General features: G+C 65.7%; 10 protein-coding genes. 7 read left to right on the top strand and 3 right to left on the bottom strand.

The window, feature by feature from the left end; genetic code table 11:
- Positions 1-156 precede the first annotated feature (156 nt).
- The 3 genes from rtcR to AC1Q7F_RS16770 all read left to right on the top strand — a co-directional run bounded on the left by rtcR (position 157) and on the right by AC1Q7F_RS16770 (position 2,887).
- Positions 157-1,752 carry an RNA repair transcriptional activator RtcR gene (rtcR, locus tag AC1Q7F_RS16780; RefSeq protein ID WP_492508868.1) on the top strand — a complete coding sequence of 532 codons (1,596 nt, stop codon included), beginning with the start codon at positions 157-159 and terminating at the stop codon, positions 1,750-1,752.
- Between the two features lie 86 nt (positions 1,753-1,838).
- Positions 1,839-2,174 (top strand): YbjQ family protein, encoded by a 336-nt coding sequence (locus AC1Q7F_RS16775; RefSeq protein WP_492508866.1) that lies wholly within the window; start codon positions 1,839-1,841, stop codon positions 2,172-2,174.
- A complete protein-coding gene (locus tag AC1Q7F_RS16770; protein ID WP_492508864.1) occupies positions 2,171-2,887 on the top strand; it encodes a heavy metal-binding domain-containing protein in 717 nt (238 codons plus the stop codon). Before AC1Q7F_RS16775 ends, AC1Q7F_RS16770 begins: the two co-directional genes overlap by 4 nt.
- A 54-nt stretch (positions 2,888-2,941) precedes the next feature.
- On the opposite strand, the gene AC1Q7F_RS16765 is transcribed toward AC1Q7F_RS16770, so the two are convergent.
- Both AC1Q7F_RS16765 and AC1Q7F_RS16760 read right to left on the bottom strand, forming a co-directional pair.
- Entirely contained in the window at positions 2,942-4,006 is a 1,065-nt protein-coding gene (locus AC1Q7F_RS16765; protein ID WP_492508862.1) for a PepSY-associated TM helix domain-containing protein, read from the bottom strand.
- Positions 4,006-6,138 (bottom strand): TonB-dependent receptor, encoded by a 2,133-nt coding sequence (locus tag AC1Q7F_RS16760; protein WP_492508860.1) that lies wholly within the window; start codon positions 6,136-6,138, stop codon positions 4,006-4,008. Before AC1Q7F_RS16760 ends, AC1Q7F_RS16765 begins: the two co-directional genes overlap by 1 nt.
- Positions 6,139-6,514: 376 nt before the next feature.
- Here AC1Q7F_RS16760 and AC1Q7F_RS16755 point away from each other — a divergent pair, with 376 nt between their 5' ends.
- From AC1Q7F_RS16755 to AC1Q7F_RS16740, 4 genes are all read left to right on the top strand, one after another.
- Entirely contained in the window at positions 6,515-9,523 is a 3,009-nt protein-coding gene (locus AC1Q7F_RS16755; RefSeq protein WP_492508858.1) for a TonB-dependent receptor domain-containing protein, read from the top strand.
- Between the two features lie 226 nt (positions 9,524-9,749).
- A complete protein-coding gene (locus tag AC1Q7F_RS16750; RefSeq protein ID WP_492508856.1) occupies positions 9,750-11,921 on the top strand; it encodes a winged helix-turn-helix domain-containing protein in 2,172 nt (723 codons plus the stop codon).
- Between the two features lie 317 nt (positions 11,922-12,238).
- Positions 12,239-12,490 carry a hypothetical protein gene (locus AC1Q7F_RS16745; RefSeq protein WP_492508854.1) on the top strand — a complete coding sequence of 84 codons (252 nt, stop codon included), beginning with the start codon at positions 12,239-12,241 and terminating at the stop codon, positions 12,488-12,490.
- 15 nt (positions 12,491-12,505) lie between these two features.
- Positions 12,506-12,868, top strand: coding sequence for a hypothetical protein (locus tag AC1Q7F_RS16740; protein WP_492508853.1), 363 nt, complete (start codon positions 12,506-12,508; stop codon positions 12,866-12,868).
- 17 nt (positions 12,869-12,885) lie between these two features.
- On the opposite strand, the gene AC1Q7F_RS16735 is transcribed toward AC1Q7F_RS16740, so the two are convergent.
- Positions 12,886-13,617 (bottom strand): COQ9 family protein, encoded by a 732-nt coding sequence (locus tag AC1Q7F_RS16735; RefSeq protein ID WP_492508851.1) that lies wholly within the window; start codon positions 13,615-13,617, stop codon positions 12,886-12,888.
- Positions 13,618-13,635: the final 18 nt, after the last annotated feature.

Raw genomic sequence — 13,635 nt, 5'->3', positions numbered from 1 at the left:
GCTTCCTTAACCGCAAGGGGCGTGCCAACAGGCTGGAAAGGGTGAAAATTTTTCAGGAATGGCGGAAAGGCTGGGTTCTGGTTCCGGGTAGATGGTTTCGTGATGATGAATGAGATGATATAATCATATCGGATTTATAAATTTGGATAAGATGGCATGAAACGGACGGTGGTCATCGGCTTCCTGGGCACGGTGCTGGACTTCGTGGGCAAGGGCAAGGACCGGTGGGGCCGCTGGCGCCCGTCGGTCGGGATCTGCATGCAGGAGGATCTGCTGGTCGACCGGTTCGAGCTGCTGCATGACGCGCACAGCGCCGGGCTGGCCAAGATCGTTCGTGAGGATGTGGCATCGGTGTCGCCGGGCACGGAGGTGCGGTCGCAGCTGATGCCCCTGCGCAATCCCTGGGATTTCGAGGAGGTGTACGGAAAGCTGCTGGATTTCGCCCGCGCCTACCCGTTCGACACGGAGGAAGAGGATTACCTGATCCATATCACCACCGGCACCCATGTGGTGCAGATCTGCCTGTTCCTGCTGACGGAGGCGCGGTTCCTGCCGGGCCGGCTGCTGCAATCCAGCCCGGACAAGGACAGCAAGGCAGTGGCGGCCGGGCGGGTCAGCACCATCGACCTGGACCTGTCGCGTTATGACAGCATCGCCACACGGTTCCAGGCCCAGGCGCGCGAGGCGACATCCTTCCTGAAATCCGGCATCGCCACGCGCAATGCCGGCTTCAACCGCATGATCGACCGGATCGAACAGGTGGCGATCCGGTCACGCGCGCCCATCCTGTTGCAGGGCCCGACCGGGGCCGGCAAGTCGCAGCTGGCGAGGCGCATCTATGATCTGAAGCGCCAGCAGCACCAGATCGCAGGACCCTTCGTGGAGGTGAATTGCGCCACCCTGCGCGGTGATGGCGCCATGTCGGCGCTGTTCGGCCACCGCAAGGGGGCGTTCACGGGTGCAGCCGCCGACCGGCCCGGCCTGCTGCGCGCGGCGGACAAGGGCATGCTGTTCCTGGACGAGATTGGGGAACTGGGCCTGGACGAACAGGCGATGATCCTGCGCGCGGTGGAGGATAAGCGCTTCCTGCCGGTTGGATCGGACAAGGAGGTGGAAAGCGATTTCCAGCTGATCGCCGGTACCAACCGCGACCTGGGGGGCCTGGCGGCGGCGGGCCGCTTTCGCGAGGATCTGTTCGCGCGGCTTAACCTGTGGACCTTCGAACTGCCGGGACTGGCGGAACGGCGGGAGGATATCGAACCGAACCTGGAGTTCGAGCTGGATCGGTTCGCGGCCCGCGAAGGGGTGCGTGCCACCTTCAATGCTGAGGCCAGGGCGCGCTATCTGGCCTTTGCCACCGATGCCGCCACCCCCTGGACCGGCAATTTCCGCGACCTGTCGGCCAGCGTCACCCGCATGGCGACCCTGGCGCCGGGCGGGCGCATCAATGCCGATAATGTGGCGGACGAGATTGCGGGGCTCCGGCGTCGCTGGCGGGGGAGTGGTCCGGGTGAGGGCGATGATGGGCTGGAAACGTTGCTGGGCGCTGATGGCGTGGCCGGGATCGACCTGTTCGACCGCTGCCAGCTGGCCACCGTCATCCGCGTGTGCCGCGACACAAGATCGTTGAGTGAGGCGGGACGGGTGCTGTTCGGCGCGTCGCGCACGACCCGCAAAAGCGTGAACGATGCCGACCGGCTGCGCAAATATCTGGCGCGTTTCGGCTTGGATTGGGACCGGGTGCGCGGATAGGGCCAATTCCCGCCCGTCCCACCGGCCCCGGCCTTGCCCCACCCTGATCGCGCTGCCATGCTGGCGGCGGAAACCAAGGGGGCATCATGATCCTGTCGACCATGGAACAGCCGGCCGGATACCGCGTCGTGCGGCATCTGGGCCTGGTGCAGGGCAGCACCGTCCGGTCCAAGCATCTGGGCCGGGACATCATGGCGGGCCTGAAGGAAATGGTGGGCGGGGAACTGCGCGGCTATACCGAGCTGTTGAACGAGGCGCGGGAGGAGGCGACGCGGCGCCTGCGCGCCGCGGCGGATGAATTGGGGGCCAATGCCGTGATCTCCATCCGCTATTCCACCGCCAATATCGGCAGTGGGGCGGCGGAGGTGCTGGCCTATGGCACGGCCGTGGAACTGGCGGCGGACGAGCCGGCGTCATCGTGAACGAGAAGCTGCCCGATCTGCCGCCCGGCATGGAATGGCTGGAATATCTGGCCGACACCGACTGGTGGTTCGGGAACTGGGGCGGCTGGGCCGTGGGTCTGGGCATCGCCGTACTGTTCAATGCAGCCTTCCTGATGATCGGGGCCTGGATCGAGCGCAAAAACGACCGGCGGCTGGCCCGCATGGATGCGGCGGTGGCGGGCGTGCGCGTGTTCGTGGGCAAGCCGCCGCCGGGGGTGAGCGGCACGCACCGGATGGTGCAGGCGGCCATCGTCATGGCGCCGGCACCCCTGGGCCGCTTGTCGATCCTGCTGCGCCGGATCATCGGCGGGCGGGTGGTGACCCGGCAGCGGGATTTGCAGCGGACAAGGCGGCTGGCCCTGCTGCGCCTGCGCGAACAGGCGCTGGCGGCGGGGGCGCCAGTCGTCGCGGGGGTGGAGTTCTGCCAGATCGGGCTGGGCAAGGGTCGCTTCGCCCTGCTGGTCACAGGCACGGCCCTGGTCGGGGCGGAGCCCATGGCGGCGGCAATGGTCACGGAGGCCGTGGGGGCGGAGCCGCCGCGCCATTGGCGGGAGCTGGCCCTGGCGCTGACCATGCTGGTGGTGGCAACGGGAGGCGCGATGATCGGGGGCGAACTGGCGGACCGGTTCGCGGGACAGGTCTGGAAACGGTTCGGTGTCGGGTTTTGGAAGCGGCACGTGAGGCGGGAATAGGGGTATCGCGGATTACGGCTTGCGTCCAATTCGCGATACGAATGAACCGGTTTTCTACGCCGGGACCTTGAGCTTCTTCGGCCGCTTGAACCAGAAGCTCCACACGGCCAGCGTGCCCAGCACCGCCATGCCCAGGCCCGACAGGGTCATCAGCAGTTTCAGCGGCAACCCGCCCACCTTGGCGGCGTGCAGGGGATAGACCTTGGTGAAGACCCGCTGTCCCAGCGGCATGTCCAGGGCGCTGCGGGCCTCCACGACACGTCCGTCGGCCGGGTCGAACCAGACCAGGGTGCGGCCATTGGGCAGCCATTCGGCCGGCTGCTTCAGGCGCAGGCTGATCAGGTCACCCGGCTTGCGCGGCAGGGTCAGCACACGGAATTCGGCATCGGGGAAGCGTTCGCGCGCCGCCGCCAGCATGGCGTGCCAGTCGGGGGAGGGGGCGAGCGGCCCCCCTTTCACCTTGGGTGCGGCCGTCGCCGTCCGCCATTCCTTGGCCGATCCCAGCGGGCTCAATATGAAATTGGCGACGGGCTGCAGGGTCAGCATCGCACCGGTCAGGCAGGAGATGAACAGCAACGGCGCCAGCACCACGCCGATATCGCGGTGATGGCGGATGATGGCGGGGCGCGACATCCGCGCGGGCCAGAGCTTGAACTGGAAGGTCCGGCGCAGCTTCCACCACAGGATGAGGCCGGAGATGATGAAGAACAACCCGACCAGGGCGACGATGCCGATGAAGATTTCACCGGCATCGCCGGCCAGCAGATAATGGTGCAGGTCGAACAGCCACAGTTCCGGCCGCGCCCAGATGCCGTCCCAGCTGGCGATGACGGCGCTCGTCTGGTCGGCATAGGCACCGGCCCCGCTGCCAAAGCGCAGCCGATGCAGGCCGAAAGTCTGGCTGGCGAAGATGATGCTGTCCGGCCGGTCGGGGGCGGCGAATATCCTCGCTACCGCATCCGCCACGGGACCGGCCTCACTGACCAGGGCATCACCGGTGCCAGGCGCCATCACCCAACTGTCCTTATGGACCAGCAGGGCGCCGGACAGGCCCAGCAGGGCCAGGACCAGCCCGACGATGCCGCCTGCCCAGCGATGCAGAAGGTCCAGTGTCTTCATCAGAAGCTGTAATCCCAGCCGATGGTGAGGGCCCGGCCACGGCCGGCATAGAAGCGCTGGCTGTCGGTCAGGCGCTGGGTCTGGCTGTTATAGTCGATGAACTGGTTGTCCAGCAGGTTCTGGATGGACAGCGTGACGCCACCCACTGGCAGTTCATAGCGGAAGGAACTGTCGACGATGGAATAGCCGCCGAAATCGGCGAAGGTGGTGCCGCTGCCGACATCGCCCGACAGGTAGAACTGCGCCTGCAGGCGGGCCGTGATCTTGCCTTCGGCGTAAGCGGCGGCCAGGTTCACGCGGTCGGGGGAGATGTTGGCGCCATCGAGCTTGCCATCGACCTTGCCGTCGCCATTGCTGTCGTTGCGGCCCTCCAGATGGGCATAACCGCCCGACAGGGTCAGGCCGGGCAGCGGCGTCTCGTAGGACAGGTTCAGCTCCAGCCCCTCGATCTCGATGCGCTGGCGCTGCGCCTCATAGACGCCATTGGTCAGCACCAGCAACTGGCCCTTGGTGGAGGTGGACCAGAAATAGGTGGCGCTGCCCTTGAACGGACCATGGTCGCCCTCCAGCCCGATCTCCTTGTTGTTGGAGATGATGGGGCTGATATCCAGGAAATCGTCGATATCCTGGCCGGCGCGGGTGATGGAGCGGGTGATGCGACCGACATCGGGGACCGTATAGCCCTCCGCATAGGAGGCATAGGCGCGCAGGCCCTCGACCGGCTCCACGATGATGCCGCCATTCCACAGCGTGTCGCTGAAGGTCGGGCTGCCGCCGGACACGAAGCGCGAGCCGTAGGAGGCCAGGGTCGTGTAATCGTCGATCTTGATCTGGGCGTTTTCCGACCGTACGCCGCCGGCCAGGCGCAGCTTTTCATCCAGCAGCGCCAGATTGACCTGGGCGAAGGGCGCCAGACTGCGGAAATCCGTGGGCGGCACCCAGGCGCGGCCCGTGGAGATCAGCCGCTGTTCGGTCGTGTCCCAGATGGCATCGAAGCCGACCGTGCCGGTCAGATTCTCGAATCCCGGCATGGCGCGTTCATAGGCGATCTTGCCGCCCAGCTTGCGCGAACGGTTCTGCGACTGGTCGAACAGGGTGCCGATGGGGGCGATGCGCACATCCTGGAAGGTGGCAATGGGGGTCGGCTCCCCGCCATAGGTATCGCGCGACCGGTTGAAGAAGATCTGGCTGGTCAGGGTGCCGCCCACCAGATCGTCGTCGGTCAGCGACAGGGCGGCACTTTCGGTGCGGTTGGCGGCCGGCACGCCCGGCGGGTCGCCCTTGATGGCGGAGCCGGGCAGGTTGGCGGCGCGGTTACCGGGAATGGCGACATAGTCGCCGTCGCTCTTCAGCTCGAACCGGCTGGTGATCAGGTCAAGGCGCGCACCTTCCCACAGCTCGTATCCGAAGCGGGCGAAGAAATTGGTGCTCTGGCTGTCCTGGGTCTCGCCCTGGGTGCTGTCCATGCCGATCAGGCGACCATTGGCATCGTAATAGGCGCCGCGGGTTTCATAGGCGGCACCCACGGTGGCGTCGAAGCGGCCGTCGCGGTGGCTGACCAACGCCGCCACCTTGGCCCCGAAACTGTCGCCCTCCAACCCGTCATTGGCCGTGCCCTGGATCAGGACGCGGCCGCTGTTGCCCTCGGCTTTGGGCGCGCCCACCGTCACCTGATTGACGATACCGCCCGTCCCGCCAATGCCCTGCAGGGCGTTGGAGCCGAAAATCACCTCCACCCGGTCCACGAAGAACGGGTCGATGGTGAAGCCGTCGCGGGCACCATCGCGCAGCGGCGTGGATTGCGGGATGCCGTTGATGGCGTAGAGCGGCGACCGGCCGCGCAAGGTCTCCCCCGCGCCGGACAATTTCTGGCGGGTGGGGGAGAAGGAGGGGATCAGGGTGGAAACAGCGTCCACGACCGACCCGCCAATGGCCGCCTGCTGGGCCAGGTCGGCGCTGCCGATCACATCCACCGTCAGCGGCAGGGCGCTGGCCGGCAGCTTCGTGCGGGCGGCGGTGACCACCACCTCGTCAATGGTGGCGTCGGTCGCCGCGGCCTGCTGGGCGGCGGCGGGCATGGCGATCAGGCTGGCGCCCAGCATCAGCGACAGCGACGAACAGAACGTGCGCATTTTTATCCCCTACTTGCAATTGGCGGGAAACTAGGACCGCCACCATACAAATGCAACTCATTATTAAATGCATATCAAGAGATCCTGCGCTGCACTTTTCGATATCAGCAAAAATACATAATACAAATATCGTTGCAATAATGAAAACAAATATGCATCGCAACTTATTAAGTAAATAATCTCACAGTTTAAATCATCATGGTCCAAATGCCACAGATCACGACAATGCGTATTCTTTGTTACAATTCGCTGTTGCGAAGAAAGTGGACCCTATACGAGTGTTCCGTCTGTGCCAGATGGCACATCAACTGAGCGCGCGCCCGATCCATTGCGTAAACTGAGGCGCGGCCTGTCGGAACAAGGGGACACAGCAACCATGACACTGTCTGAAAACGCGCGCCGGTCGGCCCGCTCCCGTCTGCTGCTGGGCGCGGCCATTACCGCGATGCTGGCGCCGATGGGCCCGGCCCTGGCGCAGGACACGGTGGAGGAGATCGTCGTCACCGGCTCGCGCATCGCGCGTCCCAATGACACCTCCACCAGCCCTGTTTATTCCGTGGGTGCGGCCGAGATCGACGCGTTGCAACAGCCGGAAGTGGAGAAGATCTTCCGCATGCTGCCCGTCACGGTGCCCGGCGACGGCCAGAACACCAATAATGGTACCGCTGGTGCCTCCACCGTCGATCTGCGCGGCCTGGGGGCCCAGCGCAACCTGATCATGATGGATGGCAAGCGCGTCACGCCGTATAATTTCAACGGTCTGGTCGATGTTTCCACCATCCCGACGGCGCTGATCCAGCGCGTGGACATCGTCACGGGCGGTGCGTCGGCCGTGTATGGTTCGGACGCCATGTCCGGCGCCATCAATTTCATCATGAAGGATGATTTCCAAGGCGTTGACGCCAACTATGATTACTCGGTCACGGGCGAGGGCGATGGTCATATCCATTCTGCCGACGTCACCGTGGGTTCCAACGTCGCCGATGGCCGCGGCAATGTCGTGCTGGGCATCAACTATTCCCAGCGCAAGGGCGTGCAGCTAGGTGCCCGTCCGCTGGGCCGGCTGGGTATCGCCACGGCGTCAGGTGCCGGCTATCAGAACTTCCTGGACGGGGTGGAGCCCGATGCCCCGCCGCAGGGTTGCGGCGGCCCCAACGCCGTGGCGGCCGGCGGCTCGCCGACCACCCTGCCGACCCGCGTCACCATCGCCGGCGGTCCGGCCCTGGGCCAGTTCCGCGACGACGGTTCCATCGGCGCCAACTGCTCGGTCTTCAATTTCAACCCGTACAATTACTACCAGACCCCGCTGGAGCGGTTCGGCGGCTTCGCGGCCGGCCATTATGAGGTCAACGAGCATGTCGAGGCCTATGGCCGCTTCTCCTATTCCAGCACGAAGAACACCCAGCAGGTCGCCCCGTCGGGTATTTTCGGCACCACCTTCTTCGTGCCGCTGGCCAATCCGTTCCTGAACGCCAACGCCCGCCAGACCATCATCAACGCCGCCAATGCTGGTCGTACCGCCGGCACCGTGCTGACCAACGGCGCCTTCCCCAACTGGGTGGACGTGAATGGCAACGGCGTGGTCGATCAGGCCGATGATATCCGCCTGTCGATCAGCCGCCGCACGGTGGAACTGGGGCCCCGCTCCACCTCCTACGACAACAGCGCCTTCCAGTTCCTGACCGGCCTGCGCGGCGAGATCATGGAGGGCTGGTCCTATGATGTGTCCGTGCAGCATGGCGAAAGCCACCGCGTGAATGTCAGCCAGGGCTATACGAACATCACCAATGTCGGCAATGCGCTGAACGCCGTCAGCACCACCACCTGCCGTGGCGGCCAGGGCGGTTGCGTGCCGATCAACCTGTTCGGTGGTTTCGGGTCGATCACGCCGGAAATGGCGGCCTATGCCGGCGCCTCGGCCATCGACAAGCAGGATTACAGCCAGACCATCGTCACCGGTTCGGTCAGCGGCCCGATCGAAGGGCTGGTCAGCCCCTGGGCCAGTGACAGCGTCGCCGTCAGCATCGGTGCCGAATACCGCAAGGAAACCGGCAAGCGCACGCCCGACGAATGCTGGAAGCTGGCGCCCGCCAGCTGCCTGGGCGGTGCCGGCGGCAATCTGCTGCCCATCGGCGGCGGTTTCGATGTGCAGGAAGTGTTCGGCGAAGTGCTGGTGCCGCTGGTTTCCGGCCAGCCGGCATTCGAGTCGTTGGACTTCGAAGCGGCCTATCGCTACGCCGACTATGATCCGACCGGCGTCAACAAGACCTGGAAGCTGGGCTTGAACTGGACCCCGATCGACAGTGTCCGCCTGCGCGGTTCGCAGCAGCGCGCTGCCCGCGCCCCGAATGTCGGCGAACTGGCCGCGCCGAATATCGCGGCCCTGCAGAACGCCAATGTCGATCCCTGTTCCGTCGGCAACCCGGCGGCCCTGACCGATGCCACCCTGCGCGCCCGCTGCATATCCACCGGCATGACCGCCGCCCAGGTGGGCAACGTCGTTGACCTGGCCGCCGGTCAGATCAACGTGTTCGCCGGTACCGACCTGACGGCCCTGCCGACCCCGGAAGTTGCCAACACCAGCACGCTGGGTGTCGTCCTGACCCCGGACCTGGGCGCGCTGAAGAACACCTTCATCACGCTGGATTACTACAATATCAAGATCAAGGACGTGATCGGTGCCTTCGCCCCGCAGGAAATCCTGGACGGGTGCTATGTCGCCGGCGACGCCACCCAGTGCGCCAAGGTCATCCGTGTCGGCGGCACGCTGACCCTGCCGGGCGCCGGTCTGCAGGCCTTCACCACCAACCTGAAATATCTGCGTGCCGAGGGTCTGGAACTGGGCGTCAACTTCAATGTCGATCTGGAGGATCTGGGCGTCGATGGTGACATGGGCACCCTGATCTTCGCTCTGAATGCCAACTATTATCTGACGCAGGAGTCGCAGTCGTCCGACCAGACCCCGGTCCTGGATTGCGTGGGCCGGTTCGGCACCAGCTGCCCCGGTGCCGTGGGTGCGGGCGGTGTCGGCAGCCCGCTGCCGGAAGTGCGCTGGATCCAGCGCATGAACTGGAACGTGGGTGACTTCACCATCGGCTACACTTGGCGCCACCTGGGCGGGGTGGAGATCGAGGAGGCGCAGAAGCCCACGACCTTCGATGCGTTCGAGAAGATCAAGGCCTACAACTATATCGACCTCCAGGGCTCCTATCAGGTGTTCGAGCAGGTGCGGATCAGCGCCGGCGTGACCAACCTGTTCGAGAAGGACCCGCCGGTGGTCGGCAACGAGGCGGGTGCGACCTCGGCCAACTCGGGCAACACTTTCCCCAGCATGTATGACACGCTGGGCCGGGTGTTCTCGGTCGGCGTCAACGTCCGCTTCTGAGGGCCTCCCGTTTCCCGCAGGTGATGCCGCCTGCGGGAAACGGCGCATTTTCTTCGTCGGGTCCGTGGCCCGGCCGGCCCCATGTGGGGCTGGCCGGGCCACGGATTTTTCGGGTAGGATGGTGGTGCATGGCCGATGGGGCGGCTGAAATGGCTGATCGTGACGCCGGATCTTGGTTGCCAAGGTCGGCGAACGCTTCCGCTGTCGCCAAAGTGTGGGATACGGAATGAACCATCTGGCCTCCGGGTTCGACATCAATCCCGATCAGGAGCTGATGGTCGGCGACGTCTTGGTCAGCCCGTCGCTGAACCGTATCGCCATCGGCGACCGTCAACGCCGCGTGGAACCGCGCATCATGCAGGTGCTGGTGCTGCTGGTCCGCCACCAGGGCCAGTCCGTTTCCCGCGACACGCTGCTGCACCATTGCTGGGGTGGCGTCTTCGTGGCGGAAGACAGCCTGAACCGTTGCATTTTCCAATTGCGCCGCGCCCTGCGCGATGTGGGCTCCACAAGGCTGCGGGTGGAGACGATCCCGAAATTCGGCTATGCGCTGTTTGTGGATGACGCATCGGCAACCGCCGAGGCGGAGGCGGAGGCGGAGTCGGAGGGAGCATCGGCGACGCAGGCCACCAAACCCCAGGCTGCCCCCATCCCCCTGCCTTCGGTTGCCAGCGCCCTGCGCCTGCGGTTCCTGGTGGCGGCATGCATGCTGGCACTGTTGGTCGTGCTGGTGAGCGGGGCCTATTGGTGGGGGGCGCGGCCGGGCCCGGTGTCGGCGGTGCCGGTGTTCGACGTGCTGCCGCTGACCCTGGAACCGGGCATGGATCTGTTCCCGGCCCTGTCGCCGGATGGAGAGATGGCGGCCTATGCCGCCCGCAATTCCTTCGATGATTTCGACATCATCCTGCGCGGCACGGGGCCCAATGGCCGCTCGGCCACGCTGACCAATACCGATGATCATGACCGGGCCCCCATCTGGTCACCCAAGGGCGACCAGATCGCCTTTCTGCGCAGCGACCGCGACTGGAACTGCGACATCTATGTGATCTCCGTGCCGGTGGGGCAGGAGCGGCGGGTGGGTGATTGCCTGGGTGACCAGCTGCCCAACCTGGCCTGGCGTCCCGACGGACAGGCGCTGATCTTCACGGCCGTCCCCGATCCCACGGTGAAGATGTCGCGCCTGATGGTGATGCCGCTGGACGGGTCGGCGCCTTCGCTGCTGCCGGTGCCGCCGGGCGGCAATGCCGATGACTGGCTGCCCGCCTATTCGCCCGATGGCACCAAGCTGGCCTTCGCCCGCGCCTGGCCGGAGGGGCGGCTGTCCATCATGGTGATGGATGTGCGCACGGGCCGCGAACTGCACCAGCTGCCGCTGGACAGCAGCTCGGTCAATTTCGACTGGTCGGTGGATGGGCGCGGCCTGTACCTGACCAATGCCAGCCGGCAGCGCCGGGGCCTCTGGTATGTCGATCTGGCCCAGGGGCGCTGGCAGCAGGTGATGCCCGGCATCGGCCAGATGGGCCGCCTTTCGGTGGCCCATACGCGCGGCAACATGGCCATGGAGATCTATCGCGGTCATGCCGACGTGGTGGAGATCATGGCGGACACCCAGCAGCGCACCCTGCAGGGCTCCGGCGCCAACGAATATGACCCGCTTCTGTCGCCCGACGGCAACGCCATGGCCTTTGTCAGCGACCGCACCGGCGAACCGCAGGTCTGGCTGGCGGAGAAGGACCGTCCGCTCCGGCCCCTGACCAACCTGCCCGGCGCCAACATGAATTCCCTGCGCTGGTCGGCCGATGGCCGCACCCTGCTGTTCGTGGCGGAGGTGGGGATGGTCAGCGACCTTTACCGCGTCACCATCGCGGATGAGGCGACGGCCCGCCTGACCCATGACGGCCGCTACAAGGGCGCGCCGGCCTGGATGCCCGATGGCAGCATCCGCATGGCCATCCGCGGCGATGCCAGCTGGGGCATCTGGTCCATCGATCCGGTCGCCGGCAAGGCACCCGTGCAGGTGGAGGAGGGGCGCGACTTTGTCGATGTCTCCGCCGACCGCACCATGCTGCTGGTCGGCAATACCGGGTCCAGGCAGGTTGCCTGGACGGCGCTGGACGGCACGGGTGGGGGCGGCACCATCGCGCTTCCCGCCGCTTTGGGCCAGCGCAACACCGTGATCTGCCCCGACACCATCTATGCCGCCCGCATGAACCTCCCCTCGGCGGAGGTAGTGGCCGTGGACCGGCGCACAGGCGCGGAACGCCGGCTGGGCCTGCTGGCCCGCACCAGTTCGCGCGCTCAGATTTCGGTCGATTGCGACAGCGGCTCCGTCTTCATGACGGAGCTGGTGGGACAGGAATCCGACCTGGTGCTGTTGAACCCCACCAACCCGGACTGAGAGCGGGCGGTGTCCCCGCCGCCCGGGTCAACCCCGTCAGGGTGCTGATGGTAGAGGGAAAAGCCCCTTCATCATCTTTCCATCACGCCACGGATGGGGGCGGCGGTCCTTTCATCATGTCGTTATATATCAATAGCTTATTGGATTATTTCATCCCGACCGCCAATGATCGTCTTTCAATCATGCAATGATCAGCTTTCCATCATGGTCAGATCGATGCAGCCCGGCAATTTTTAGTCCTGCCTCATGGCACACCCTTGCACCCCTGCTTCCGGTTGGCCCGCTTCCGGTTGGGATGCATGATTACGGGGGAAAAGATGAAGGACGGAAAACTCCGCCTCAAGGCATGCATCAATATCGAGTTCCAGACCGAGAATTTCGTGGAGGCCGGTGAGCACCAGAAGCAGCTGATGTCGCTGCTGGAGCAGGTTCGCCGTCTCTATCCGGACAGCACGCTGGATATGCGGGAACTGCGCAACCGGGGGAACGCGTCGGCGGTCGATGTCGGCACGCCGCGTCCGCCCGTCACCCGCACGGGCCGTCTGCGCCCCTATGCCGGCGTGGCCTGAGGACGGGAGGATAGGATGCAACAGCAACGCTATCCCAGCACCGCACTGGCCATGACCCAGGCGTTGTTGAAGATCAATCCGCGCATGTCGCTGCGCACGGCCGCCGCCCTGCTGACCATCTGTGAGAATGAGGGGATCAGCCAGGCGGAACTCTCCTACCTGATGGGGGAGGCACCCTGCACCATCAGCCGCGCCGTGGACGAACTGTCCCGCGACCTGGATGAAAGCGATGAGGGGGTGGCCGGGCCGCTGGTGGAGCGCCGGGCCTGGACCCAGGATGCGCGCCTGCGCGTCGTGCAATTGACCGATCGCGGTCGCGCCATCCGCGACCTGCTGAACAGTCAGATCGAAGCCGCCCGCCCCATCGTGGCGGCCTGATGCGGGTGGCCGGCGTGTTAGACCGCGTCGGCCCCCCGCAGATGACGCAGGAAGCGGGCCGGTGACGGGACGTAGGACAGGATGCCCGCCGCCTTGCCCGCCCGGCCCGTGACCTGTGCGATAGCCTTGCCCACGCTCATGACATTGGCGATGCGCCGGTCCAGGAAGGCCCAGCTGTCGGCCAGTCCTTCGGACCGGTCGTCCAGCCAATAGAGCGTGGTGGCCGTGACCACCCCCGCCAGCAGCAGCCGCTTGGTATAGAAATTATAATCGACCGATGCATCGCCCGCCGCGCGCCAGGCGGCATCGACGGTGGCATAGACCAGCTGCGGCCCGCGCGCCGCGTTCTGCGGCAGAGACAGCAGGCTGCCGGCCCGGCGCACCGCCTCGCGATGCGGGGTCAGGATCTCCAGCCGTTTGCGCACCGCCAGCGTCACCCGCTCCCGCACCTTCAGGGCTGACAGGTCGGTATCGGCCAGCGCCGCCTGCATCTGCCGGTCGGCCCAGTCGCTGAACCAGCACACGGCCTCCAGCGCCCCGCCGGGGAAGGCGGCCAGCGCCTCCTGGCTGTGGAAACCCGCCGCCGTCGCCCCGCGCCGCAACGTTGCGTCCGTCCAGCCATCGAAGGCCACGTCGGGCAGCATTGCCGTCAGGATCGCGTCCCTGCGCGCCGCCAAGGCCGCCTGCGCCTTGGCATAGGCATCCTGGACGGGGGCGTCGGCGGTGGGCGCGGCGGCGGTGTCGGTCATGGACATTCTCCGTTTGCG

This window comes from Niveispirillum sp. GW835-FHT14G11 (genome assembly GCF_058793615.1).
Note: the sequence above shows the minus strand (reverse complement) of the source record. Positions and strands in the feature narration are given on the sequence as shown.

Coding starts and splice junctions, on each gene's coding strand:
- rtcR (WP_492508868.1), top strand. CDS start 157: ATGAAACGGACGGTGGTCATCGGCTTCCTGGGCACGGTGCTGGACTTC.
- AC1Q7F_RS16775 (WP_492508866.1), top strand. CDS start 1,839: ATGATCCTGTCGACCATGGAACAGCCGGCCGGATACCGCGTCGTGCGG.
- AC1Q7F_RS16765 (WP_492508862.1), bottom strand. CDS start 4,006: ATGAAGACACTGGACCTTCTGCATCGCTGGGCAGGCGGCATCGTCGGG.
- AC1Q7F_RS16760 (WP_492508860.1), bottom strand. CDS start 6,138: ATGCGCACGTTCTGTTCGTCGCTGTCGCTGATGCTGGGCGCCAGCCTG.
- AC1Q7F_RS16755 (WP_492508858.1), top strand. CDS start 6,515: ATGACACTGTCTGAAAACGCGCGCCGGTCGGCCCGCTCCCGTCTGCTG.
- AC1Q7F_RS16750 (WP_492508856.1), top strand. CDS start 9,750: ATGAACCATCTGGCCTCCGGGTTCGACATCAATCCCGATCAGGAGCTG.
- AC1Q7F_RS16745 (WP_492508854.1), top strand. CDS start 12,239: ATGAAGGACGGAAAACTCCGCCTCAAGGCATGCATCAATATCGAGTTC.
- AC1Q7F_RS16740 (WP_492508853.1), top strand. CDS start 12,506: ATGCAACAGCAACGCTATCCCAGCACCGCACTGGCCATGACCCAGGCG.
- AC1Q7F_RS16735 (WP_492508851.1), bottom strand. CDS start 13,617: ATGACCGACACCGCCGCCGCGCCCACCGCCGACGCCCCCGTCCAGGAT.